The following is a 24,777-nucleotide window of genomic DNA, read 5'->3' as shown; positions in this document are numbered from 1 at the left end:
GCTATTTGATCTCCTTGAGAAGTTCGCCGGCCCTCTTCGCCTCTTCACTCTTGGGGTAGGTTGCAATCAACTTTTTTAACACGTATCTGGCGCTGTTGGGGTCCTTGATCGCCTTGAAGGCCCTGCCCTGTTTGAGCATGGCAGCGGGGATCTTGGACAGTTTGGGGTGATTTTTTATCACGTCCTGGAACGAGACGATTGCCGCTTCATAATTCTTCTCTGCGTAGAGCGCTTCGGCGGTCCAGTAGCGGGCGTTGCCCACCAGTTCGTGTTTGGGGTGCTCTGCGATGAACGTGGCGAAAAAGTCCCGGGCCGCGGGCATGTTTCCGGCCTTGAACGCTTCCAGCCCTTTCAGGTAGATGGCGTCCGCGGGAGGCGTGGCGTCCTTGAACTTCTCGGACTCGGCGCCCTTTCCGACAAGGCCGTCCACCGTTGCCTGGAGTTTGACGATCCGCTCTTCCAGGGAGATGATGCGCTTGTCAGTGTCCTCGCGGTAGCGCGACTGCTCGTCGGCCGGTTTCGACATGTCATCCAGTTTGCCGTTCAGTGCCAGCATTTCGTTCCTGGTAGTCTCTCCCGACGCCTGGACATCGGCGGCTATCTTACGGACAGAGGCCATTTCGGATTTCATCTCTCGTTCCAGAGCATCCAGGCGATCCTTTGATTCGCCGCGGATTCCGTCCATGTCCTTTTCCACGGAGAACAGGCGGGTCTTGACGGCGTTGATATCGTTGCGGGTCGTATCGAGGGAACCCTGTGTGGCGCATCCGGTCAGGGTAATGCAGAGCGACAGCAGGATGATGGCTGATTTCGTTTTCATGGGAGTTGCTCCTGGGGATAAAATGTTGCTCATGTATAGCATGGAAGAGCTTGCCATGACAATACGGGAAGAAAACGGTATTCAGTGGTGCTGTTCCCTGCCGGCGGTGGCGGGCGGATATGGCGTTTTGTAAAACATAATTGTTGACAAAACAGACATTTTTGTTTAACAATTTCCCGTTTTTACGCCGGGGCGTACTACAGCCATGAAGGCTGAATATATTCAGGAGGGTTTGTAACAATGGAACAGTATGCTGTTATCTTTGCACTGGCTTGCGCCGTTGCAGCCGTTGCGTACGGTCTTGTGTCCGCACAGTGGATCCTGGGGCTTCCCCAGGGTAACGAGCGGATGCGCCAGATCGCTGCGGCCATCCAGGAGGGTGCCGGTGCTTACATGAAGCGCCAGTACACGATTATCTCCGTGGTCGGCGTGGTCATGTTTATCGCCCTGTTCGCGTCTCTGGGGTGGAAGACCGCGGTCGGCTTCGCTGTCGGTGCTCTCTTCTCCGGCCTGACCGGCTTCATCGGCATGTTCGTCTCCGTCCGCGCCAACGTGCGCACCACCGAGGCGGCCAAGTCCGGCATCGAGAAGGCGCTGAACGTGGCCTTCAAGGGCGGCGCCATCACCGGCATGCTGGTTGTGGGCTTGGGCCTCTTGGGTGTTGCCGGCTACTATATGTTTCTGCAGCAGGTCATGCCGGACGCACCGGTCAAGGACGTTGTCAGCCAGCTGGTCGGTCTGGGCTTCGGCGGCTCGCTGATCTCCATCTTCGCCCGTCTGGGCGGCGGTATCTTCACCAAGGGCGCCGACGTGGGCGCCGACCTGGTGGGCAAGGTCGAGGCCGGTATTCCCGAGGACGACCCCCGCAACCCGGCGGTTATCGCCGACAACGTGGGTGACAACGTGGGCGACTGCGCCGGCATGGCTGCCGACCTGTTCGAGACCTATGCCGTCACCCTGATCGCCGCCATGCTGCTGGGCGCCATCGCCTTCAACAGCAATCCGGGCGCTGTCAGCTATCCGCTGATCCTGGGTGGCGTTTCCATCATCGCCTCCATCATCGGCACCTTCTTCGTCAAGCTGGGCGCCAGCAAGAAGATCATGCCCGCCCTCTACAAGGGGCTGATCGTTTCAGGTCTTCTGGCCTGTGTCGCCTTCTACTTCATCACCGTCCAGATGTTCCCCCAAGGGCTGACCAATGCCGAGGGAACGACCTTCACGGCGGTTAACCTCTTCATCACCTCGGTGGTGGGCCTGGTGGTGACCGGCGCCATCTTCTGGATCACCGAATATTACACCGCCACCGAGTACGCTCCGGTGCGGCACATCGCCCAGGCCTCCACAACCGGCCACGGCACCAATGTTATTGCCGGTCTGGGTGTCTCCATGAAGGCCACCGCCCTGCCGGTGATCGTTATCGCCGCCGGCATCGTCATCTCCTTCGAGTGTGCCGGTGTCTACGGCATCGCCATCGCCGCCGTCTCCATGCTGTCGCTCACCGGAATCGTGGTCGCCATGGACGCCTATGGCCCGATCACCGACAACGCCGGCGGGATCGCCGAGATGGCCGAACTGGACAAGTCGGTCCGCGACGTCACCGACCCGCTGGATGCGGTTGGCAACACCACCAAGGCAGTTACCAAGGGATACGCCATCGGCTCCGCCGGTCTGGCCGCCGTGATCCTGTTCACCTCCTATGTGGATGAGCTGAAACTGGCCGGCAAGAGCATCACCTTCGACCTGTCCGATCCCTACATCATCGTCGGCCTCTTCATCGGCGGCATGCTCCCCTACTACTTCGCCGCCCAGTGCATGGAAGCTGTCGGCAAGGCCGGCGGCGCGGTTGTCATCGAAGTCCGTCGCCAGTTCCGCGAGATCAAGGGCATCATGCAGGGTACCGGCAAGCCGGACTACGCCTCCTGCGTGGACATCGTCACCAAGACCGCCCTCAAGGAGATGGTCATTCCCGGCCTGATTCCGATCCTCGCTCCGGTCATCGTCGGCTTCACCCTCGGTCCCAAGGCCTTGGGCGGCGTGATCGTCGGCACCATCGTCACCGGTATCTTCGTGGCTATCTCCATGACCACCGGCGGCGGTGCCTGGGATAACGCCAAGAAGTACATCGAAGACGGCCACCATGGCGGCAAGGGGGGCGAAGCCCACAAGGCTGCCGTTACCGGCGACACCGTCGGCGACCCCTACAAGGACACCGCCGGTCCGGCGGTCAACCCGATGATCAAGATCATCAACATCGTGTCGCTGCTGATCGTGCCGCTCCTGGCCAAGATGATGTAAGCGAAACGCACATTCCGATAAACGAAAAGCGGCAGGGGATCAGATCTCCTGCCGCTTCTTGTTTGTGAGCGTAAAATAGAAAACCGCTGACTCGCACGGAGGCACGAAGAACACGGAGGAGGGAACAGAAACAAGAACGGAAGAAATCGTGGCAGGGACTCCGATGATCTTCCACCCCTGGTTTTCCCGTGCCTTCGTGCCGGAACGGTTTTTTTGTTGAGAATTGATGTTACCAGCTGCCCGACAGCAGTTCGCCTACCACAGCCCCGGCCATGGTCAGGCCGAAGATGGAGGGGATGAAGGAAATACTCCCCAGAATCACCTTTCGGTTTTCACAACGGAAACTCCGGTCGTCGCGCTGGGGGCAGACGGGGGCGTTGTCGCAGTGGCTGGTGCTGGCTGGGTCCAGCTGGCGGTGCTCCTCGGTGGAGTAGACCACCCGCACCCCGCTCTCGATACCTGCCTGGCGCAGAATCTTGCGCATGCTACGGGCCATGCGGCAGTGGCGGGTGGCAGAGATGTCGTCCAAGTGGATCTTGGTCGGGTCCAGCTTGTTGGCCGCCCCCATGCTGGAGATGATCGGGATGTTGCGGCTTCGGCAGAGGGTGATCAGGGTTGTCTTGGCGGTGAAGTGGTCGATGGCATCCAGCACGTAGTCCGGTGCCGGATCCAGCAGTTCCTGCGCATTCTCCTGGGAGAAGAAGGCCTTGACCGGGACGATCTCCGCATCCGGGTTGATGTCACGCAGCCGCTCCGCCATGACCTCGACCTTGGGACGGCCCACGGTGCTGGAGAGGGCGTGGATCTGGCGGTTGACGTTGGTCAGGCAGATGTCGTCGCAATCCACCAGGGTGATGCGCCCGACACCGGCCCTTCCCAGGGCCTCGGCCGCGTAGCTGCCCACGCCGCCGATGCCGCAGATCAGGACGTGGCTGCTCTTGAGCGTTGCCAGGCCGTTGCTTCCGATGAGCAGTTCGGTGCGGGAAAATCGGTGCAGAGCTGACATGATGGCTATTCCTCGGCGCTCAACGTACTCAGCTGTTCTGGGAAGTGGCGGAGATTTGCTGCTGGCGGAAGTAGTGGATGAAGGTCAGGATCATGATGATCGGGATGCCCAGTTCCAGGATCTCCTCCAGCGGCGAGCTGTAGGTGGCCACGACCTGGTTCAGTTGGAAACCCAGCCCCCTGCATTTCCGCTCCAGGCCGTCCAGGCTCTTGGAACTGACCGCCAGGAAGATGGTCAGGGCCGCGCCAATGGCGATAACGGAGCGATTCTTCAAGCCGCTGAAAAAACCTTTGGCGTGGTTCCGGATCATCATCACTACCAGGGTTGCGATGGTCAGGATGACGATGGCGCCGATGATCTTCTCGTGCAGCGGCACGTCAGGCCGCAGATAGAAGCGGCTCTTGAAGAGCCCCGTGGTGGTGAAACGCTTGTCGAAATCCAGTTCACGCATGCCGAAGACGAGCGGCATGATCGTGAAGTAGGGGTGTGTCCTGAAGTAGGAATACCCGCCCCTGATCGCCACCAGCGAGAAGCAGACGAAGTGGAGTATGGCGGAGGGTACTTCCACCGGTCCCCCCTCCTTGAGCAGCATATGCCTGGTTGTTTCGTCCAGGGTCGTGCAGAATGCAAAAAACAGAATCAACAGTGCCATGGTCACGTAATACGATGTCATTACCTGCTTTTCAGTCACCTTCTTCTCCTTTGCATCATGTTGTCATACACGGAAAGGTTGCCATCCACCATGCTGTCGATGGAGAACTCTCGCTGCACGATGAGACGTCCCTGGGAACCGAAGCTGTGCGCCAGATCCGGATCAGCCAGCAGGGAGCTGATCGCCTGCTCCAGTTCCCGGCTGTTGCCCGGTTCCACCAGGTAGCCATTCTCGCCCTGGCGGACGATTTCGGGAATGCCCCCTGCCCGGGCCGCGACCAGGGGAACACCGCAGGCCGCCGCTTGCAGCAGTGACACTCCCAGCCCCTCCATCAGGGCAGGATGTACTACCAGGTCGAGGCAGGGGAGGATGCGGGGCATGTCGTTGCGGAAACCGGCTAGCTGCACACGCTCCCCCAATCCCCTGCGTGTGATGCTGTCCTGCAGTTCATTCTGCAATGGGCCTTTGCCGAAGAAGAGGATGCGCAGGTCGGGGAAACGGGAGACCAGTCGGGGAGTGATATCCAGCAGGTAGCGGTGCCCCTTGCGGGGGATCAGTTGGGCGATGACACCGATGACCGGGGCAGTGCAGGGAACGCCGAATTCGCCACGAAACCACTCCCGGTCGCGTTGGATCCGGTATTTCTCCACATCCACGGCGCTGTGCACGCAGCGCACACGGTCCGGGGCGATTCCCTCCCCAAGCAGCACCTGTCTGATCCCCTGTGAGATGCTGACGATTCCGTCGTAGGAGCCGTACTTCAGCCGAGCGATGGGGTGCCATTCGCGGTTGTCGACCCTCCTGGTGAGCAGGCCGGGGATGCCCTGGAAACGGGCGCAGACGCCACCCCAGATATCGGCTCCGCGCCGGCTGTGCACATGAACCAGATCCGGTTGTGTTTCCCTGATGGCGGCCGACAACCGCAGCGGGAACAGCAGATCCATCTCGCCGTACATTGGCATGGCGCGGACATGGGCAAAGGGGTGCGCCTGCCGGGCTATGTCGCTGTCGCGGGTGCAGACCAGTACGTTGTCGATGCCGCGCCGTCGCAGACCCTCCAGCAGGAACAGGACCTGCAGGGCGCCTCCGTACAGGTAGCGCCCGGTTTCGATATGCATGATCCTCACGGGCGTTTTCCGCTTTCCAGCAGTCCCGTGGCAGTGGCCAGGACCTCTGCCGCCGTAATATCACCCATGCAAGGGAAGCGGCCTTCGCAGGTGGGGGAGCGGCGGCAGGGCGAGCAGGGGAAGGGGTGGTAGAGCACCACCGTACAGGGGCTGGGAGTCTCCAGATAGGGGCGGGTGGCCCCGAACAGCGCCACGGTGGGAACCCGGAAGGCGGTGCCCAGGTGCACGAGGCCGGTGTCGACCCCCACCACCAGCGCTGCCTGCTCGATGATCGCGGCCGAGACTGCCAGAGACGTCGTGCCGGCAAAGCTGATGCCCCCACCCTGATGGGCGAGATGGGCCGCCTTCTCGGAGTCGGCGGGGCCACCCAGCCAGGCCACCTCCATGCTCAGATCTTCCCGCACCCCCTTGGCCAGGTCGATCCAGTTTTGCTCTACCCAGTGCTTCTGGGGGCGGGTGGTGAAGGGGGCGAACACGGCGAAAGCACCGGTTACTCCGGCCGAGCCGAGCGTCGCGGTGGCCTCATCCCGGGTCCCGGGGGAGAGGTGTATCCGTGGCGACAGGTCGGCGGTGGAACACCCCAGGCTTTCCAGCAGGTGCAGGTATTCGCTCCCCATACGGCGGGGGTTGCCCCCCTTGTCAATCATCTCCGTCATCAGAAACCAGCCCGGTTCCCGGGAGCGGAACCCGGTGCGCCTGGGCGCGCCGGAGAGTCGGGCCAGAAGCCGCGTCCGCAGCAGTCCCTGGGCGTCCAGAACCAGCGTAAAGTGTTCGTTGCGCAGCATGCGGGCGAAACGGAACGCTTCCCGCGCCAACAGCACAATATGCCCACCCTTGAAGAGCTTCTTCCATTCCGTCTTGGGCCAGACGATCAGGCGGTCAAGGTTGGGGTTGTTGGCCAGCAGGTCTTTGACCTGCGGCTCTGCCAGCCAGCAGATGCGGGCCTGGGGATATTTCCGGCGCAGTCCCTCGGCCAGGGGAGAGGACATAACGATGTCCCCCATGGCGCTGGTGCGGATGATCAGGATGTTGGGATGGTTCATGTGGTCTCTTCAGGGTGGAGTGGGACGGAACCGGACTGAAGCGGTGCAGCCTGCGGACTCATCCCCTGTGTGATGGGGTGTACGGCTACTGCATCACCGGCTGTATCCCGCGTCCGTGTCCCCATACAGGGGAAAAGGGAACAGTGGCGCAACTGCCGGCGCTGGTCGCATCGCGCTATTTCCGTTGCGTACGGGCATCGACGATTGCCCGTATTTCGTCAAACATCATGGCAATGCTGTTTCTCGATGACAGCAAAAAACGGGACAATGCGTTCCGCTCCTGTTCGCTCCACCCGAACGCCAGCGGGTCATGCACGGTATCGATCCTCTCCAGCGGAACGACCCGGTCCAGTGTCCCGAACACGTCCATGGTCAGACTGGATATCTTGGGTGTATTGGAAGCGACGGCCAGATATGGAGTTCGTGTCGCCAGCGCCAGGGTTACGGCATGGAAGCGTCCCGTGCAGACAAGTTGGTGTGATGACATATAGCGCAGGAACTCATGGCGATTGCGGATGTTCCGCCCCACGAGGAGCGCGGCTAACCACTTGGCGTTCCTGCGCAGTACCTCCCGCCTGGGGAAGTGGTCCTGTGACAGGGGGCGGCTCGCATGGGTCAGTTTCGAATAGTGCCATTTTTTCTTTCTGCAGAGCATTTTCAGGTGCGCGGCGATGGGCTTGATAACTGAATCCGTTGCCAATACGGAAAAAGGTCTCTCCGCTGTCACCGGTGTGTCAACCATAAGGGTCAGGTCAGGTGCCAGGTTGGCGGAAATGCCTCTGGTCTTCAGGAGTTCCTGCGATGAGCTTTCACGTACCCAAATTCCATCAAAATACCTAAGGTTATCGATAATGTCATCCCCAATTTCATACAGCGTTGCGTTAATCAGAAAACAGGGGATACCGTAGGTGTCACCGAAGTAGCGGGCCGTCTCGGTCAGGTAGTGGGCTCTGTCCCTGGTATCGCTGTGGTGGATGGACCCCTCCCCGTTGACGATGATCGCGTCGATCATGCTGAATCCATCGAACCTGTGCAACTCGTTGCGCCAATCCCTGCCCATGGGCCACGAGAATGCCAATGTCATGTTTCGTGCGCTGAGTTGCTCTTCCAGTGTCTGCATTACAATTTCGCAGCCATAGTGCGACGTGCGGCGCGTGTCGTTGAAGATGGCCACCTTGGCTGTTGGGTTATGGTGTGTCATGAGGATTTCCGTGTTGTTTGTGTCTGTCTGCGTTGCCCTTTGTTCTGACGCGACGCGGACTGTGTCCAGGAGTCGCGTCAGTCACCGGATAGCAAAGCACTGTCCAGTGCCGTTTCAAGGCGCACTACTTCACCGTCGGCGTTGAGCGGCATGACGCCGACAACCGAGTTAAGGTCGCTGATATAGCCCCTGATCTGCTGCCTCAGCGAACTCCTGATACGATCCGGTTCGACTCCTGCCCTGATCATCTCCCTCTTCGTCGTATCCCGTTTGTTTCCGTACGTTTCGAGGTTGTCGACGCATACCCCGGCGCTCTTTCCCGGCGCAATGGCATCATCGAAGGTAAACTTGCGAACCACAACGCAGCCCCGAACAGCAGGACCGATCCCGGCAGAGGCGAGCCGGGATGCCGCGACGTAGTTCTCCGCCGCGCGACGGGTCACCTTCTTTGAAAACGCGGCCAGCCAGTCGGCCGCAGTGTAGGTGCGGCCGCTGATGGATGCCTGACCGGCGAACAGCGCCTGGCGATCCGGTGCGCTGCCGTGGATGCAGTGCACCTGTCCCCCAACGCCATAGAGGAGTTTTAAACCCAGGTCAGGGATGTAGCAGGCCCACCGGCCGCGATGCACGGGATAAATTTTGCCGTCGATCTCGCATTCATCGCCTCGCACGATGCAGCGGTGGATGAGTGTGATTGCAGGTAGCGGTGAGACTGTGGCATCTATCAGGACGGTCTGTGTGCCCTTGGCGGCGGCAATCGCCGTTTCAGCGTTGATGGTGAGGCTCAGACGTCGGAGGAGATCGCGAACCTCCTGTTCCCCATGGGGAAGCTTTTGCGTGAGTTTCTGATCGGTTCCGATTCCTAGGCTTCTGCGGCAGTCGCGTAAAAATGCCGAAAGTGCTCCTGGCTTCGCCGAAGAAAAGCTGATCACGAACATGATTCGCGAGACCCGGGCGGCGATGAGCTTCTGCAACACGGCTTCAGAATCCGCCAACCCGATCAGGTCAAAGAGATCTGTGACAACGGCATACTGCGCGGCGGGGAATGGTGTGGGGCCGAGAGCTGCCTGGCGGCCAACCTCGATCCAGGCGCCGGATGGCGCGGGGTGCCGGTTCCCGGTTTCGGCGTTGATGCGGATTACGCTGGCTCCCGCCGGGATGGAACGCAGCAGTGGGGCAAGCGCCTCATCCTCGCGCCGCCATCTTTCCCTGTCGGCCGTGGATGGAGAGTATTTTGCTGTTGTGCCGCCAGTGTGCATGGAATCGATCTCCCGTGCTGAATGTACGCAGTTTTTGAGTTTGGTCAGCGCACCTGGACACCGCATTGGCTGAACGCGCTGCGCATGTCCCGTTCCTCGGATTTTGATTTGAAGCGTACCCTGTCCCATCCGAAAGCGATTACCCCGGTCTCCTGCGGGTAGATCTGCCGGGCAAACAGCAGCGCCGAAGAGCGCACGCCGACCACGGCGTCGTAATGAGTCTTCGCCATCCAGGTTTCCAGCGGCTCGTGCAACGCAAGTACGTTATACCCGTCCCGGCACAACTCCAGGTTGGGATCCTTGGGATGCCCCTTGTAGTCAATGGCGTCAAATGAATCGGCCTTGAGCCAGCGGAATATCTCCTCCGTCAGGCCCGCCAGATCAGTCCTGGCAAGCAACCCGGCACCGACCAGCGGCTGGCCGATGACCAGGGCCGTTCTTCGGGAAGAGCGGCCGGTGGATCCTGAACCGAAGACCAGGGGAGGGAGGGGGAATACCTTGGTGGCCGGATACTCATGGGGGAAGTTGGGAATGGTGTAGATGCGGTCGCAGAATGGTGCGTCGGAGCCGATTCTGTCGCCCGTGAAGCAGCAGTAGTCGAGGCGGGAGTCCATGAGTCTGCGCAGTTTTCTGAGGTACTGCAGTCCGCGTTTCAGCAGGCTTAAGGGGTACCTGCGTATGCTGATCAGGCCGTGCGGCAGGATGCGGGCGTGCATCTGGCTGGCACCGCATGCCGGCGGCAGCGCCCGCAGAAAGTAATTGATCGCTTCCGTGTCGAAGACGGCGCTGTGGATGATAAGCCGATCGCAGCGGCCGACCAGTTCCGCGACCCTGGCGATGTTTTCCAGCAGCCGCCTCTGGCCGCCGAATCTGCCGGGAAGCGGTTCGAAGCGCGGCCAGGGCATATACCAGGCGGCATCCCACTCTTTCGGCGATACGACAGGGGTTACCCCCCTTTTGTACCACACGAGCACCTGCCGGTTTCTCGGATCTACCTGTTGGGCAATGGCGCGCGCCGCCAGGTACTGCAGGGGAGAGGCAACGAAGTAGAGATTAACGGTACTGCCCATCACTGCTCCTGAGTTGGAAAAGGGGTGCAGCCGGGCCTGTGCTGGCAGGCGAGAAAAGGCGCCTCAGGCTCCGGGAAGGCATCTGATCGGTCAGGAGTGGGATGGTTCCCTGGTAGCCTCGTCCACCAGCAGAACCGGAATCCCGTTGCGAACCGGGTAGTCGAGCTTGCAGGTCTCACAACGCAGCACCTCGTTGGCGACAATCAGCGTGAGTGTGCCCTTGCAGACGGGGCAGGCCAGGGTTGTACACAGATCATTCGTGAGCATGGGTAACCGATGAACGTGAAATGGTGTGGCGCGTCATAGTGCCACAGCCGCGGTCATTTTTGAAGCAAATTGCGCAGCGCGTCAGTCAGCGGGGCCGGATCGGCGATGATCAGCTCCAGTCGCGCCAACAGGATTTTCTCAGCACACTCCCGTTGCAGGCCCAGCAGCTTGACTCCGTCCTTCTCGGTGGTGACGGCGAACTCAGCCCCGGAGCCGTGCAGGCGACGGCCGATTTCGGCGATGCGGTTGTCATCGTAGGCCACATGGTCGGGCATGGCCAATTCGGCCACCAGATTCAATCCTTGTTCGCGCAGTTCCTCGAAAAAGCCGTACGGGTCGGCGATGCCGGCGAAGGCCAGCACCCTCCGGCCGCGCAGCGATTCCATGGGGAACGCCGCTCCGTTGCCCAGGGGAATGACGTTTCCCAGGCTATGGCGTGCCGTGCAGGAGGGGATGCCGGGAAGGGGAGAGGGGCAGGGGGCGATGCGGGGGCATCTGGTGCGGATGACCAGGTCGGCGCGGCCGGCAGCCGATGTCGGTTCCCGCAGCACTCCGGCCGGCAGGGTCCAACCGTTGCCGAAGGGAAGGGCGTGGTCCAAAAGCAGGATGTTCAGGTCGCGCGTAAGGCGCAGGTGCTGGTAGCCGTCGTCCAGCAGGAAGACGTCGGGCGCCAGCTGTTCCATGGCCAGCATTCCCGCGCTGAAGCGGTCGCTCCCCATGACTACCATCAGGCCGGGGATGGTGGAGGACAATAGAAAGGGTTCGTCGCCGCACTGTTCCGCCTCCATCATGACGGTGCGGCCGTCGCTGACGACCGCCGTGTGCCCCTCCAGGGAGCCGCCGTAGCCGCGGGAGAGGACCGCCACCCGGTATCCCTCCGCCAGAAGCCAGCGGGCGATGTGTGCCGTGACCGGCGTCTTGCCGGTGCCTCCCACAGTCAGGTTGCCGACGGAGATCACCGGTCGGGGGAGGCGCCTGCTCTTCAGGAGTCTCACGCGATAGAGCACCGCACGCAGGCGCTGGATCAGGGCGTAGAGCAGGGAGAACGGGACAAGCAGTGACAGCAGCGACCGGTCGGGGAGGGAACGGCGCGTGCCGCTGGCCAGGGCGCGCCAGTATGTGGCAAGGGAGGAGTTCATCCCTTCGCCACCGGTTCGACGAACTGTTCGCCGATCATCCCCATGTGGCGCTCAGTGGCGCCGCCGTTTTCCTCCATCATGGCCAGGCCGTTTGCTCCCATGGTGCGGCGCAGGGCAGCGTCATCCAAAAGTCTGCCACAGGCGGCGGTCAGCCCGGCCGCCGAATCGACCTGGATACCGGCTCCGCAGGCCAGCACCAGACCGGCGATCTCGCGGAAATTGGTCATGTGGGGGCCGAAAATGCTGGCTACCCCGAGGGAGGCTGGCTCCAGCAGGTTGTGCCCGCCGGTGGGGATCAGGCTCCCCCCCACGAAGGCCAGGTCGGACAGGGCATACAGCCCCATCATCTCTCCGATGCTGTCCACCAGCAGTACCTCGCCTCTGACGAACAACTTCCCCCTGGCGTCCAGTTCCGTGCGGCGGCAGTAGGGTATGCCACTGCGCTCCAAAACAGCGGCCACCTCGCTGCAGCGCTCCGGGTGGCGCGGTACGAGCACCAGGAACAGGTTGTCGCGGGATGCCATCAGCTCTCGGTAACTGGCGATGACCGGTTCCTCCTCGCCGGCGTGGGTGCTGGCGGCGGTGATTACCGTCAACTCGTGGGGAATGGCGTAGCGGTGCCGCAATGCCTGTCGCTCGCTCCCGGGGATCTGGCGGAAGGGGATATCGTACTTCAGGTTGCCGCCGACGAGTACCCGCTCAGGGGGGGCGCCGATGGCGATGATCCGCCGGGCGTCGGCTGTGCTCTGCATGCAGAGCCGGGAGAAGAGGCGTAGCGGGTGGCGGAAGAACCAGCTGAATCGCAGGTACCCCGTGAAGGAACGATCCGATATGCGGCCATTGGCCAGGATCAGCGGAATGCCGCGCCGATGCGCCTCGCGGGTGAAGTTGGGCCAGATCTCGGTCTCCATGATGATGATCAGGTCCGGTCTGATGCGATTCAGGGTGCGCCTCACCGCCGGCAGGAAGTCGAAGGGGAAGTAGATGCAGATATCCTTGTCCGGGAAGTCCGCAGCGAGGGAACGGCCGGTTTCGGTGGTGGTGGACATCACTATGGCGTGGCCGGGATAGCGCTGGCGCAGCGCCTTGAGTAGCGGCCGGGACGCGATGGCCTCGCCCACCGATACTGCGTGCAGCCAGATCACCGGGCGGCCGTTGATCTTGGCCAGATCCTCAGTCGGGATACGGCCGAAGCGCTCCCCCAGGGCCGGCGGCCTGCCGCGGTTGACGGAGCGGTACAGGTGGTAGAAGAGGGCCGGGATGAGCAGGAACAGGGAGAGTATGTTGTAGGTCAGGTAGAACATGCGGACATCCGCGTTTCTGGAGAGATCAGTTTTTTCGTTTCAACCTTGAAAAAGCAGTAGCACGCGGAGGCGCGGAGAACGTGGAGCAACATCAGGCACGTACGGAATCGAGAGTGTGTGTCTGAATGGTGGGTCAAGTTCATTTCAAGGCGCTCTGTTTCTCAGCGATCTCCGCGACTCCGCGTGAGTACCAGCCGTTTTCAGGTTCACTACTTGTTTTATCGTTGACTTTCCCCCGGAAGAACCGGTGTGGGCTCGCCCGGCTCGCCGGCTCGCTTCCAGCGACGGTGCATCCATAACCAGTCCTGGGGGTGGGCGCAGACGAACGCCTCCTGGTAGCGCGCCAGGGCCTGAACGTCCCGCTGGACCCCCTCCTCGCTGGTGTCGCCGCTGGGCACGAACTCCGGCCAGATGGTGATCACGTGGCGCCCTTCTTCCCGGTGGATGAATGCCGGCACCAGTGGGACGCCGGTCTTCTGGGCGATGATGCTGGGCGCCTTGCTGGCCCAGGCTCTCCTCCCCAGCACGTCGACCAGCACCCCTTCTGTTCTGAGCACCGCCTGGTCGGCCAAGATGCCGATCACTCCCCGCTTCCTGATCACGCCGATAATCTGCCTGAGGGAACCCTGCTTGTAGATGACGCTGTTTTTGTAGCGCATGCGCATCTTTTCCACCATGCTGTTCAGGTAGGGATTGTTCTGGCGGCGGGCCAGCACGGACATGCTGTCGTCAAAAACGCGGCCGAAGGCCAGCGCCATCAGTTCCCAGTTTCCGCAGTGGCCGGTGACGAAGATCAGCCCCCTGTTCTTGGACCGCGCCCGCTCGTAGTGCTCCCGTCCCCGCATCTCGATGGCGTCGATGATGGCATTCCCCTTGCCGTGATAGAGGCGGCAGGTTTCCACCAGGGAGATACCCAGGTTGATGAAGTTCTCCCGGGCGATCTCCTCGGCCGTTTCATATCTGCATGACCATGCCGGGTGGCGTTTCATGAAGGCCAAGGCCTGGTTGATGTTGTCGATGGCGATGCGCCGACGGCCGGCCAGCAGGCGGTGCATGAGCAGTCCCATGCAGCGGCCGGTGCCGCGGATGCGACCTTCGGGGATGGTCGACATGGCCAGGGTAAAGAGGTAGAAGGCGGCTATCTGGAGCAACCAGACGATCCGTTTCATGGCCCGTTGTTTTCCATAGCGCTACTGTCGCTGAACTGCAGCGCGTGCAGGCGGCTGTACAGACCACCCGCTCCCAGCAGTGTTTCGTGGGTACCCTGTTCCACAATGCGTCCCTCATCCAGCACGACGATGCTGTCGGCGTGCTGGACAGTGGAGAGGCGGTGGGCGACCACGAAGGTGGTGCGGTTCTGCATCAGGTTGTCCAGTGCCTTCTGCACCATCTGCTCGCTCTCCGTGTCCAGGGCGCTGGTGGCCTCGTCCAGGATCAGGATCGGTGCGTTTTTGAGCAGTGCCCGGGCGATGCAGATGCGCTGGCGCTGGCCACCGGAGAGCCTCACTCCCCGGTCGCCGATGCTGGTGTCGTACCCCTCGGGCAGCTGCGTGATGAAATCATGGGCATAGGCGGCTTTGGCTGCCTCCATCACCTCGTCCAGGGTGGCGTGCGGTTTGCCGTAGCGGATGTTGTTGGCGATGCTGTCGTGGAACAGGGTTGTTTCCTGGTCCACCAGGGCGATCTGATTCACCAGCGAGTCCAGGGTCAGGTCGCGGATGTCGTATCCGTCGATGGTGATGCTTCCCCCTGCCACATCATAGAAGCGGGGCAGCAGTGACACCAGCGTGGATTTGCCGCTCCCCGACGGTCCCACCAGCGCCACCATGCTGTTGGGTTGCACCTCCAAGGAAACTCCGTCCAGGATCGGCTCGTCGCCGTAGCTGAAGGAGACATCGCGGAAAATTACCAGGCCGGTGGAGCGGCCCAGGGCAACGGCATGGGGGCGTTCCTGTACTCGGCGCGGCTCGTCCAGAAGCCGGAAAACCCGCTCCGCCGCACCGGCGGAACGCTGCAGGGAGTTGTAGGAGTTCTGCAGCTTCTTGATCGGGTTGAAGACCATCACCATGGCGGCAATGAACGAGAAGAATTCCGAAGCGGTCATGCGGCCGGACATGACCTGGCTGCCGCCGAAATAGACCACGGCGGCAATGCCGAAGGAGATGATGGTCTCCGATACCGGCATGGACATGGCGTCATACTTGATGTACTGCCGGTACTGGGTGAAGTAGTCGCGGTTGCTGGCGCGGAAGCGCTCGATGGCGCTCCCCTCCAGTCCGAAGGCCTTGATGACCTTGATGCCCGAGAAGGACTCCTGGAGGATGGCGGTCAGCCCCCCCATGACATTCAGGCTCCTGCCCGATGCGCGCTTGATCTTCTTGCCGATCAGCTGGGCCGGGTAGGCGGTGAGGGGGATCACCACGAAGGAAAAGAGCGCCAGCTGCCAGTTGCGGTAGAAGATCACCCCCAAGAGCGAACAGGCGGAGAGGATTTCGCGGAACAGGCCGCAGACCACGTTGGCCATGCCGGCCTGCATGGTGCTGATGTCGTTGGTGGCGTGGGACATGAGCTCGCCGGTGGAGCGGCGGGTGAAGAAGGCCATGTCCATGCGCACCGTGCTGGCATAGACCTGGTTGCGGATGTCCTGGATGGCCTTCTGGCCGGCCAGCTGGATAGTGGAGTCGTAGGTGAAGCGGGCCAGGCCGCGCAGGGCGAACAGGGCCACGATCCCCAGGGGAATCAAAAGGAAGATGCCGGTCTCACCGCCGGCGAAGATCTTCTTCAGCACCGGCTCCACCAGGTAGGCGAAGGCGCCGTCCATGCCCCCCACGATGGCTGAGCAGAGCGCAGAGACCGCCAGCAGTTTCCAGTAGGGTTTGAAGTAGGCCAGGGTGCGGGTCAGGGTCGGATTCATGACTGTTCCACCATTTCCAGGATCAGGCGTGCCACGTTGCGGGCCGCGCCGCCGCGCCCCAGGCGGGAGCGCACCGTTGCCAGCTTGGCCCTGATGGTGCCGGCATAGGCGTCGTCATCCAGAATCGTCCCGATCTCGGCCGCAATGCCGTTGGCCGAGGCGTCGTCCTGGATCAGCTCCCGTACCACCGTTTCTCCGGCAACGATGTTGCACAGCGCGATGTTGTCCACCTTCACCAGCCGTCTGGCCAGCTGGTAGGTAAGGGGAGAGAGCTTGTAGATCACCACCATGGGGGTGCCCAGCAGGGCGATTTCCAGGGTGACGGTGCCGGAGACGGAGATGATTGCGTCGCAGCCACGGATCAGGTCGTGGATGCGGTCACGGGTGATGGTGACCGGGAGGTCCGAGGGCAGGTGAGGGGCGATGTCCTCGGACCCCAGGGTGGATGCCAGCGGCAGGACAAGCTGCAGGTCCGGATAGCATTGTTTCAGGAGCGCGGCTGCCTGGACGATGACCGGCAGCAGCCGTTGCACTTCGCTGCGGCGGCTGCCGGGGAATAGTCCCAGGATCCTGCGGGAGGGGTCCAGGCCGAAGCTGGCGGCTGCCTGGTCGCGGCTCGCTTCCACCGCCACCAGATCGTAGAGGGGGTGGCCGACGAAGGATGCCGCTACGCCCGCGTTCCGGTAGAAGGGGAGTTCGAAGGGGAATATCACCGCCATGTGATCCACCAGGCGGGCGATTTCATGCACCCGTCCCTGGCGCCAGGCCCATATCTGGGGGCTGATGTAGTAGAGCACCCTGACACCGGACCTGCGGGCGACCCTGGCCAGACGCAGGTTGAAACCGGGGTAGTCGATCAGGACCAGTAGGTGGGGGGGGGTCTGGAGCAGGATCCTCTTCAACTTCAGGAAGGCTTTCGCGATGACGTCGAAGTGGCGCAACACCTCAACCAGCCCGACCACGGCCATGTCGGCCGAGTCCACCAGGGTCTGGACTCCGGCCTCGCGCATGCGCTCGCCGCCGATGCCGAAGAAGCGAATGTTCGGGGAGAGCCGGGCGGTTTCCGATGCGAGCTGCGCGCCGTAGATGTCGCCGGATGCCTCCCCCGCGACAATCATGACGCGTCGTTCAGACATGGGTTCAGCTCCCGATCAGCGCTTCGGATATGGTGTCCGCCACCAGCCGGATGGATTCCTCCGGCATCTCGGGGTAGATCGGCAGCGACAGGCAGCGGTTGGCGGTATGCTCGGCCACCGGCAGGATCGCATCGGCGTAGTCATCCGCAAACACCGCCTGGCGGTGGAGCGGGATGGGGTAGTAGATCGCCGAGGCGATGCCCGCCTCGGCCAGTTTGGCCATGATCAGTTCGCGGTGATTGGTCATGACCGTGTACTGGTGATAGACGTGCAGCCCGTTGCCATCGATCAGCGGCGTCTGGACCATGTCCCAGAGCAGCTCGTTGTACAGGCTGGCTACACGCCGCCTCCCCTCGTTGAACTCGTCGATGCGCCTCAGCTTGACGCGCAGGATCGCGGCCTGGATCTCGTCCAGGCGGCTGTTGAAGCCGATCACATCGTGGTGATAGCGCTGGCGGCTGCCATGATTGCGCAGCATCCTGAGCCTGTCGGCCATGTCGTCCGTCTTGCAGACCACCAGGCCGCCGTCGCCGTAGCAGCCCAGGTTCTTGCTGGGAAAGAAACTGTAGCATCCTGCTGCGCCGTAGGTGCCGGTCTTCCTGCCGTCGGCGGGCGCTCCGAAGGACTGGGCGCAGTCCTCGATCAGGAGCAGGCCGTGGCGGTCGCAGATCTCGGTGATGACCTTCAGGTGGGCCGGTTGGCCGAAGAGGTGTACCGGTATGACCGCCTTGGTGCGGGGGGTTATGGCCTGCTCGATCAGCGCCGGATCGATGTTGAAGGTGCGGGAATCGATGTCCACGAATACCGGCGTGGCCCCCAGGTAGCGCACCGCCTCGGCGGTGGCGATGAAGGTGAAGGTGGAGGTGATCACCTCGTCCCCCGGCCCGACACCGGCGGCCAGGAGCGCCAGGTGCAGCGCATCGGTGCCGGAGGCGACGGCCACGGCGTGGTTGGCGCCCAGATAGTCGGCCACCTCCTGTTCAAAGGCGGCCACATTGGGGCCGAGGATGAACTGGCTGCTCTCCAGGGCGTCCAGAACGGCGCGGTCGATCTCGCCCTTCAGGTTGTGGTACTGGGTTTTCAAATCCACCATGGGGATCATGAATGTCTCCTGCCAAGACTGTTGTTGATGGTAAGGGCCGTGGAGAGGGCCATGCGTCCGTCCAGGCCGCTCACCTCCGGCGGGGTGCCGTTTCTGATGGCGGCGATGAACGATTCGATCTCGCGCAGCAGCGGGTCGGCCTGGCCCAGTTCGCGCTCGTCGACCCTGACGTTGGGTATGCCGGGGAACAGTTCGCCGCTTCCCTTCCTGGCCACCAGCACCTTGCGGTTCTGGAAGTCCAGGGTGATGTAGGCGTCGCGCTGGAAGATGCGCATCTTGCGTTCGCTCTTCAGGCTGATGCGGCTGGCGGTGACATTGGCCACGCAGCCGTTGTCGAAGAGGATGCGGGCATTGGCGATGTCCTCCTCGCTGGTGAACACCGGGGCGCCGATGGCGTCCACCCGTCTGACCCCGGATCTCACGATGTGCTGAATGATCTCGATGTCGTGGATCATCAGGTCCAGGACCACGTTGACGTCGGTGCCGCGCGGCTTGAAGGGGGCGATGCGCACCGATTCCACGAACAGCGGCTCGCTCAGGATGCCGTCGATGGCCATGAGCACCGGATTGAAGCGTTCCAGGTGGCCGACCTGGAAGACCACACCGCGGCTGTGTGCCAGGCTGATCAGTTCGTCCGCCTCTTCGATGGTGACGGTGATCGGTTTTTCGATCAGCACGTGCACCCCGGCGGCCAGGAAATCCCGGGCAACCGCGTGGTGGAACTGGGTTGGTACGGCCACGCTGACGGCATCGACCTGGCCGATCAGTTCCCGGTGGTCCCCATGGGAGGAAACGTCGAGGCTGTCGGCGACCTCCCTGGCCCGCGCCGGGTCGCTGTCGGCTACGCCCACCAGCTGAACATCCGGGATGGCTGCGTACTTCTGGGCGTGGAAGCTGCCCAGGTAGCCCACACCGATTACGGCGGTCCTTAAGGGGGCCGCCGCTGTGGCTGACTGATCGTTCATCCCCGGCAGATGCCCCGCTCCGAGCGCTCGATGAAGGCCAGCATGTACTCCACCTCGGCACAGACGCTGGTTTCGCTCCTGATGCGGCTGATGGCGTCGGCGAGCTTCAGGTTGGCCATGAAGAGGGTCTTGTAGGCTTTCTTCAGGCTGGAGATGGCTTCGTCGGAGAAGCCGCGCCGCTTCAGCCCGATCAGGTTCAGGCCGCGCAGTTTGGCGTCCCGCTTGCCGGAGGTGGCGATGCAGTAGGGGACGATGTCCAGGCCGACCATGGTTCCGCCGCCGATCATGGCATGGCTGCCGATGGTGGAGAACTGGTGCACCGCCACCAGCCCGCCCAGGATGACGTTGTCCTCCACGGTGACGTGTCCGGCCAGGGTGGCCACGTTGGCCATGACCACGCCATTGCCGATGCGGCAGTCGTGGGCCACGTGGGAGTAGGCCATGAACAGGTTGCCGCTTCCGACCAGGGTCTCGCCATGGCCGGTGACCGTGCCGCGATGGATGGTGGCGAATTCGCGGATGATGTTCTTGTCGCCGATGCGGGTCCAACACTCTTCGCCGCGGTACTTCAGGTCCTGCGGCGCTGCGCCTACGGAGCTCTGGTGGAAGATCTGGTTGTTTTCGCCGATGGTGGTAAAGTCGCCGATCACGGCATGGGGGCCGATGCTGGTCCCGCTGCCGATGCTGACCTTTTTGCCGATAATGGCGTAGGGGCCTACCTCGACGTCTGCCGCCAGCTCCGCGCTGCTGTCAATGATCGCGCTGGGATGTATCATGGGGTGCTCTCCGAGTCGAAACCTAAGGGTGAGGGAGGAACGGTACGCGGACCAGGGCGGGGACGCGCTCAGGCGCCCGCCCTGGTCCATTATTGTGCCGGCAGACGGCGATCAGTCCGCCGCGTCGGCGAAGGTAGCCTTGAGGGCCGCCTCGGTGACCAGCGTGCCGTCCACGTAGACCTTGCCGTTGACGCCCCAGATGCCGCGCCGGTTCATGGTTGTCTCCACCTCGATGCGCAGCTGGTCGCCGGGGAAGACCGGCTTGCGGAACTTGGCGCTGTCGATGGACATGAAGTAGCTGACCTTCTTCTTGGTGCGGTCGTCCGACGCCATATAGGCCATGATGCCGGCAACCTGGGCCATGGCCTCCACGATCAGCACGCCCGGCATGACCGGGTGGCCGGGAAAGTGTCCCTGGAAAAACGGCTCGTTGATGGTCACGTTCTTGAGTCCGACGCAGCGTTTGCCGGGCTCCAGTTCGATGACGCGGTCCACCATGAGAAACGGGAAACGGTGCGGCAGGATCTTCATGATTTCATTGACATCCAGTAACATGGGTATTCCCCCTTTTTATCTGGTTAATGTACGTCCGGTTGCGTGGCATCCTTCGGATTATTCCGGTATGAACTGCCCCGCTCCGGGCGTTTCCGGCATGCTGTCCGCCGGGATACGAGCGACTGAAGGCGATACGCCCGTTGCCTCCCTCGGGCGTAAAGGTATCGGGTACTGCTTATTTTTCCGCCAGGCGTGCTTCAAGTTCTGCGATTCTTTTTTCCAGGGCGCCGATGGTCTTGCGCAGTTCCGGCAGGCGGGGCACGACCGCCATGGCTCTCAGCCAATCCTTGTGGGGCATGATCGGCGTGCCGCTGTAGCCGGCATTTGCCGGCACCGAGTTGGGTACGCCGGACTGGGCGCCGATCATGACGTTGTCACCGATGGTGAGATGCCCGGCAACCCCCACCTGTCCGGCCAGGGTGACGTGGTTGCCCAGCTTGGTGCTCCCGGAGATGCCCACCTGGGAGACGATCATGCAGTCCTCGCCGATCTGGCAGTTGTGGGCGATCTGCACCAGGTTGTCCAGCTTGGTGCCGCGCCTGATCAGGGTCACCTCCAGGGCGGCCCGGTCGACGCAGCTGTTGGCGCCGATCTCCACGTCGTCCTCCAGCACCACGATGCCGATCTGGGGGATGGGGTAGTAGCCGGAGCCGTCCGGGGCATAGCCGAAACCGTCGCTGCCGATCACCGCGCCCGGCTGGAGCACGCAGCGGTTGCCGATGCGGCAGCGCTCGCGCACCACCGCGTTGGCGTGGATCAGGCAGTCATCGCCGATGCTGGCGCCGTCGTAGATTACCGCGCCGCTATGGATGACGCAGCGGTCGCCGACGCGCACGTTGTTGCCGATCATTGCGCCGGGATGGATGGTGACATCGCTTCCCAGGGTGAGGTTGGCGCCGATGCTTGCCCCCTCCATGACACCACGGGGGGCTGGTTTGTGCACGTAGAACAGGTTCAGCAGCTTGGCGAAGGCCAGATAGGGGGTGGCCACCTCGATCAGGTTGCGGCCAAAGGCCTCGCCGCCAGGAGCCATCAGCACCGCGCCGGCGCCGGTCTCGGCCACTTTTGCGGCGTATTTGGGGTTGGCCAGGAAGGTGATCTTGTCCGCTCCGGCCGACTCCAGTGGCGCCAGGCCGTTGACCACGAGGGTTTCGTCACCCCGCACCGTCCCGCCCAGATAGTCGGCCAGCTCTTTCAGTGTTTTCGTGGTTTGCATGGTCGTATCCCGTGTGTCGCCTATTTTTTGTGGGTAGCGTTGTACAGCTTGAGCACCTCTTCGGTCAGGTCGGCCTTGTCGTCGGCGAAGAGCATGCTCTCGTTTCTGACGAAGATGAAGGTGTAGCCGTTGTTTTTACCGAACTCCTGGATTACCTTCTCCATCCCCTCCAGGATCTTGCGGGTCAGTTCCTCGTCCTTGGCCTGCAACTCTTCCTGGGCATCCTTGGTAAAACGCTGGAACTCCTTCAGTTTCTGCTGGTAGTCCTTCTCCTTGGCGGAACGGGCCGCTTCGGACAGGAGCATGCCCTGTTTCTCCAGGTCTTCCTTCAAACGCTTCAGTTCGTTCTGGCGGCTGTTGATCTCGTCCTGGTACTTCTTCAGGCGTGCCGCCAGCTGCTCCTTGGCCTGCTTGCCGGAATCGGAGGTGTTGATGGCGCGCTGCATGTCAATATAACCGATCTTGGCAGCGTTCTTCGCTTCGGCGGCGAATGCGGCTCCCGTGGTGATGCAGCCCAGTAGAATCACGGCCAGAATAAGACGTTTCATACAGCAGTCTCCTTTTTTATGCGCATATGTTCGGCCCCGCTGATCGGGATGCCGGTGGTGGTTGTCTCTTTGCCTGCTGGTCGTAGCGACGCCTGTCCTAGAACATGCCGCCGATGGAAAACTCGAATCGCCCGCTTTTCTTGTCTATGTCCTCGCGGGGGTTGATCGGTATGCCGTACTCAAGGCGCAGCGGGCCCAGGGGGGATGCCCAGCGGATGCCTGCGCCATAGCTCATCAGTATGTTGTTGAACAGCTTGCTAGTCTTGTCGTCGGAGTTGCCGTAGTCGAAGAATACCACTCCCTTGAAGCCGGATTCGGACAGGATCGGGAAGGTCAGCTCCGTATTGCCGAAGAACTCCTTGCTGCCGCCCATGTAGACCCGGTCCTCGTCGCCGTCCACGGTTATGGTTTTCGTGGGGCAGACCGTGCGGGATTTGTAGCCGCGCAGCGAGTAGATGCCCCCCAGGTAGAACTTGTCGTCGATGGGGATATCCTTGCCAACCTCCTGGATGTAGCCCAGGCTCAGTTTGGTGGAGAAGATCAGCTTCTTGTAGAGCGGGTGAAACCAGGTGTGGTCGGTGGTGAACTTGGCGAAGCGGTTGTCACCCCCCAGACCTGCATACTCGGCTGACAGGTTGTTGACGAAACCGGTACTGGGATCGATGCGGTAATCGGTGTTGTTGTGGCTGATGCTGGCCATGATGGAACTGGTAGACGTCGTGTCCAGCGGAAAGTTGTCCGGATCTATTTCATTGTATTTTTCGTAGGCATCTTCCGGATCGAAGAGTTTCTTGATCTCGTACTTGTACATGAAGAAGGTGCTGACGAAGTCGTTGATGGGATAGCCGGCCTTTATGTCGCCGCCGGTGACCCGGCGGGTGTAATCCAGGTAGTCGCGCTCGGAGCGGTAGATGTCGGCGCCCAAGGTCCATTTCGTGTCGCGGAAATAGGGGTCGGTCAGGCCGATGGCAAAGGTCGAGGAGCTGCCCCCCAGGGAGGCGGAGAAATTGGCTTTGAGTCCCAGTCCCAGGAAATTGGTCTGGGAGACGGAACCCTGTCCGATAATGCCGTCAAGGGAGCTGTAGCCGCCGCCGATGCTGAAGCTGCCGGTGGATTTCTCCTTGACGTCCACGCTGACGTTGAGCAGGTTGCCGCTGCTCCCCTTGGAGGTGGAGATGTTGGCCTCTTCGAAATAGCCGGTGTTCATCAGGTTCTGCTTGCTGCGTTTCATGCCGGTGGCGCTGAAGAGGCCGGATTCGGTGACCCTCATTTCGCGGCGGACCACCTTGTCGCGGCTCTTGGTGTTGCCGGAGATGGCGATGCGCTCGATGTGGACCAGTTCCCCCTTCTCCATGTCGAAGGTCAGGTTGACTGATTTGCTCTCCGGCAACGGCTTGGTCAGCGGCGTGACGTTGGTGAAGGCGTACCCCTTGTCGCCGTACAGGTCGGTCAGGGTGATGATGTCGGCGCGGACGTTGGCGCGGCTGAAAATGGCGCCCGGCTCCGATTTCAGCTTTGCGCGCATGGTGGAGACCGGCTCCAGCAGGTCTCCGGCGAACTCGATGTCGCCGATGCGGTACTGCTCCCCTTCGGTGATGCCGATCAGGACCTCCAGGGAATTCTTGGCCTCGTTCAGCTTGACCACCGGTTCGCCCACCTTGACGTTCAGGTAGCCGTTGTTCTGGTACTGGTCGGCGATGATCAGCGCGTCGTTTCTCAGCACTTCGTCCCGGTAGGTGCCGGCGTTGGTCAGCCAGGAGAGGAACCACTTCTGCTTGGTTTCCATGAAACTGCGCAGTTTGCGGTTGCTGAAGAACCGGTTGCCGTCGAAGGTGATCGAGCTGATCAGGACCTTCTGGTTCTCGACGACCTGGAAGGTGACCGACATTTCAGAGGGGGAGCGCATCCTGGTACGCGGAGTTACCTCCACCAGGTAATACCCCTCGTCCTGGTAGAGCTTCCTGATCTTTTCCACGCTCCTGCTCAGGTCCTTGACGGAAAAGATGGTGTCCCGCCGCAGATCCAGCCCGTCCTTGGTGAGCTTTTCGCTGGAGAGTTCCTTGTTTCCCTCGAACCTGATGTCGCGGATGACCGGCTTTTCCTGCACGGTGTAGATCAGCACTGTTCCCTTGGATGTTTCCTCGGTGGAGACCAGCACCTCCTGGAAGTGCCCCAGCTTGTGTATGGCGCGCAGGTCGGCATCGGTCTTGTCGCTGTAGAGCGTGTCGCCGACCTTCAGCTTGATGGCGTTCTGAATGACCGACGCCTCGATGCGCCGGTTGCCCCTGACGGATATTTCGGCGATGGTCTCGCCTTCGGCGTAAGCCGACTCCGACAGGGCCAGCTGCAGGACTACCGCAGCCATGAGTAAGCGTGATGATA

22 protein-coding genes are annotated in these 24,777 nt (G+C 61.9%); 1 reads left to right on the top strand and 21 read right to left on the bottom strand.

Annotated features, from left to right (window positions below; all coding sequences use genetic code 11):
- Position 1 precedes the first annotated feature (1 nt).
- Positions 2 to 820, bottom strand: coding sequence for a tol-pal system protein YbgF (gene ybgF, locus PPRO_RS15075; protein ID WP_011736871.1), 819 nt, complete (start codon positions 818 to 820; stop codon positions 2 to 4).
- 240 nt (positions 821 to 1,060) lie between these two features.
- Here ybgF and PPRO_RS15070 point away from each other — a divergent pair, with 240 nt between their 5' ends.
- A complete protein-coding gene (locus PPRO_RS15070) occupies positions 1,061 to 3,115 on the top strand; it encodes a sodium-translocating pyrophosphatase (RefSeq protein WP_011736870.1) in 2,055 nt (684 codons plus the stop codon).
- Positions 3,116 to 3,344: 229 nt separating this feature from the next.
- On the opposite strand, the gene PPRO_RS15065 is transcribed toward PPRO_RS15070, so the two are convergent.
- From PPRO_RS15065 to bamA, 20 genes are all read right to left on the bottom strand, one after another.
- Positions 3,345 to 4,121, bottom strand: coding sequence for a tRNA threonylcarbamoyladenosine dehydratase (locus tag PPRO_RS15065; RefSeq protein ID WP_011736869.1), 777 nt, complete (start codon positions 4,119 to 4,121; stop codon positions 3,345 to 3,347).
- Between the two features lie 28 nt (positions 4,122 to 4,149).
- On the bottom strand, positions 4,150 to 4,812 hold the full coding sequence (locus PPRO_RS15060) for a hypothetical protein (protein ID WP_011736868.1): 663 nt from the start codon (positions 4,810 to 4,812) through the stop codon (positions 4,150 to 4,152).
- Positions 4,809 to 5,891, bottom strand: coding sequence for a glycosyltransferase (locus tag PPRO_RS15055; protein ID WP_011736867.1), 1,083 nt, complete (start codon positions 5,889 to 5,891; stop codon positions 4,809 to 4,811). The genes PPRO_RS15060 and PPRO_RS15055 overlap by 4 nt, the downstream gene beginning before the upstream one ends.
- 5 nt (positions 5,892 to 5,896) lie before the next feature.
- On the bottom strand, positions 5,897 to 6,943 hold the full coding sequence (locus PPRO_RS15050) for a glycosyltransferase family 9 protein (RefSeq protein ID WP_011736866.1): 1,047 nt from the start codon (positions 6,941 to 6,943) through the stop codon (positions 5,897 to 5,899).
- Positions 6,944 to 7,118: 175 nt separating this feature from the next.
- Positions 7,119 to 8,144, bottom strand: a complete 1,026-nt coding sequence (locus tag PPRO_RS15045) for a polysaccharide pyruvyl transferase family protein (RefSeq protein ID WP_011736865.1) — start codon at positions 8,142 to 8,144, stop codon at positions 7,119 to 7,121.
- Between the two features lie 77 nt (positions 8,145 to 8,221).
- The gene (locus tag PPRO_RS15040) at positions 8,222 to 9,403 is read right to left on the bottom strand and encodes a hypothetical protein (RefSeq protein ID WP_011736864.1); all 1,182 of its coding nucleotides are present in this window, start codon (positions 9,401 to 9,403) and stop codon (positions 8,222 to 8,224) included.
- 44 nt (positions 9,404 to 9,447) lie between these two features.
- Positions 9,448 to 10,473 carry a polysialyltransferase family glycosyltransferase gene (locus tag PPRO_RS15035; protein ID WP_011736863.1) on the bottom strand — a complete coding sequence of 342 codons (1,026 nt, stop codon included), beginning with the start codon at positions 10,471 to 10,473 and terminating at the stop codon, positions 9,448 to 9,450.
- A 90-nt stretch (positions 10,474 to 10,563) separates the two neighbouring features.
- Complete coding sequence (locus PPRO_RS20335) at positions 10,564 to 10,740, bottom strand: Trm112 family protein (protein ID WP_011736862.1); 177 nt, start codon at positions 10,738 to 10,740, stop codon at positions 10,564 to 10,566.
- 53 nt (positions 10,741 to 10,793) lie between these two features.
- A complete protein-coding gene (lpxK, locus tag PPRO_RS15030) occupies positions 10,794 to 11,879 on the bottom strand; it encodes a tetraacyldisaccharide 4'-kinase (protein WP_011736861.1) in 1,086 nt (361 codons plus the stop codon).
- Entirely contained in the window at positions 11,876 to 13,183 is a 1,308-nt protein-coding gene (locus tag PPRO_RS15025; RefSeq protein WP_011736860.1) for a 3-deoxy-D-manno-octulosonic acid transferase, read from the bottom strand. Before PPRO_RS15025 ends, lpxK begins: the two co-directional genes overlap by 4 nt.
- 218 nt (positions 13,184 to 13,401) lie before the next feature.
- Positions 13,402 to 14,352 (bottom strand): lysophospholipid acyltransferase family protein, encoded by a 951-nt coding sequence (locus PPRO_RS15020; protein ID WP_011736859.1) that lies wholly within the window; start codon positions 14,350 to 14,352, stop codon positions 13,402 to 13,404.
- A complete protein-coding gene (locus PPRO_RS15015) occupies positions 14,349 to 16,097 on the bottom strand; it encodes an ABC transporter ATP-binding protein (RefSeq protein WP_011736858.1) in 1,749 nt (582 codons plus the stop codon). The genes PPRO_RS15020 and PPRO_RS15015 overlap by 4 nt, the downstream gene beginning before the upstream one ends.
- Positions 16,094 to 17,233: a lipid-A-disaccharide synthase gene (lpxB, locus tag PPRO_RS15010; protein WP_011736857.1), complete on the bottom strand. Its 1,140-nt coding sequence runs from the start codon at positions 17,231 to 17,233 to the stop codon at positions 16,094 to 16,096. The genes PPRO_RS15015 and lpxB overlap by 4 nt, the downstream gene beginning before the upstream one ends.
- Before the next feature lie 4 nt (positions 17,234 to 17,237).
- Positions 17,238 to 18,335 (bottom strand): DegT/DnrJ/EryC1/StrS family aminotransferase, encoded by a 1,098-nt coding sequence (locus PPRO_RS15005; RefSeq protein ID WP_011736856.1) that lies wholly within the window; start codon positions 18,333 to 18,335, stop codon positions 17,238 to 17,240.
- A complete protein-coding gene (locus PPRO_RS15000; protein WP_011736855.1) occupies positions 18,332 to 19,300 on the bottom strand; it encodes a Gfo/Idh/MocA family protein in 969 nt (322 codons plus the stop codon). The genes PPRO_RS15005 and PPRO_RS15000 overlap by 4 nt, the downstream gene beginning before the upstream one ends.
- Complete coding sequence (gene lpxA, locus PPRO_RS14995) at positions 19,297 to 20,076, bottom strand: acyl-ACP--UDP-N-acetylglucosamine O-acyltransferase (RefSeq protein ID WP_011736854.1); 780 nt, start codon at positions 20,074 to 20,076, stop codon at positions 19,297 to 19,299. Before lpxA ends, PPRO_RS15000 begins: the two co-directional genes overlap by 4 nt.
- A 111-nt stretch (positions 20,077 to 20,187) precedes the next feature.
- Positions 20,188 to 20,637 carry a 3-hydroxyacyl-ACP dehydratase FabZ gene (fabZ, locus tag PPRO_RS14990; RefSeq protein ID WP_198138372.1) on the bottom strand — a complete coding sequence of 150 codons (450 nt, stop codon included), beginning with the start codon at positions 20,635 to 20,637 and terminating at the stop codon, positions 20,188 to 20,190.
- A 169-nt stretch (positions 20,638 to 20,806) separates the two neighbouring features.
- The gene (lpxD, locus tag PPRO_RS14985; protein ID WP_011736852.1) at positions 20,807 to 21,847 is read right to left on the bottom strand and encodes a UDP-3-O-(3-hydroxymyristoyl)glucosamine N-acyltransferase; all 1,041 of its coding nucleotides are present in this window, start codon (positions 21,845 to 21,847) and stop codon (positions 20,807 to 20,809) included.
- Positions 21,848 to 21,867: 20 nt separating this feature from the next.
- Positions 21,868 to 22,395 (bottom strand): OmpH family outer membrane protein, encoded by a 528-nt coding sequence (locus PPRO_RS14980; RefSeq protein WP_011736851.1) that lies wholly within the window; start codon positions 22,393 to 22,395, stop codon positions 21,868 to 21,870.
- A gap of 97 nt (positions 22,396 to 22,492) precedes the next feature.
- Complete coding sequence (gene bamA, locus PPRO_RS14975; RefSeq protein WP_041532360.1) at positions 22,493 to 24,760, bottom strand: outer membrane protein assembly factor BamA; 2,268 nt, start codon at positions 24,758 to 24,760, stop codon at positions 22,493 to 22,495.
- Positions 24,761 to 24,777: the final 17 nt, after the last annotated feature.

This window comes from Pelobacter propionicus DSM 2379 (genome assembly GCF_000015045.1).
Classification (GTDB): domain Bacteria; phylum Desulfobacterota; class Desulfuromonadia; order Geobacterales; family Pseudopelobacteraceae; genus Pseudopelobacter; species Pseudopelobacter propionicus.
This window is presented reverse-complemented; position numbering and strand designations above follow the sequence as displayed.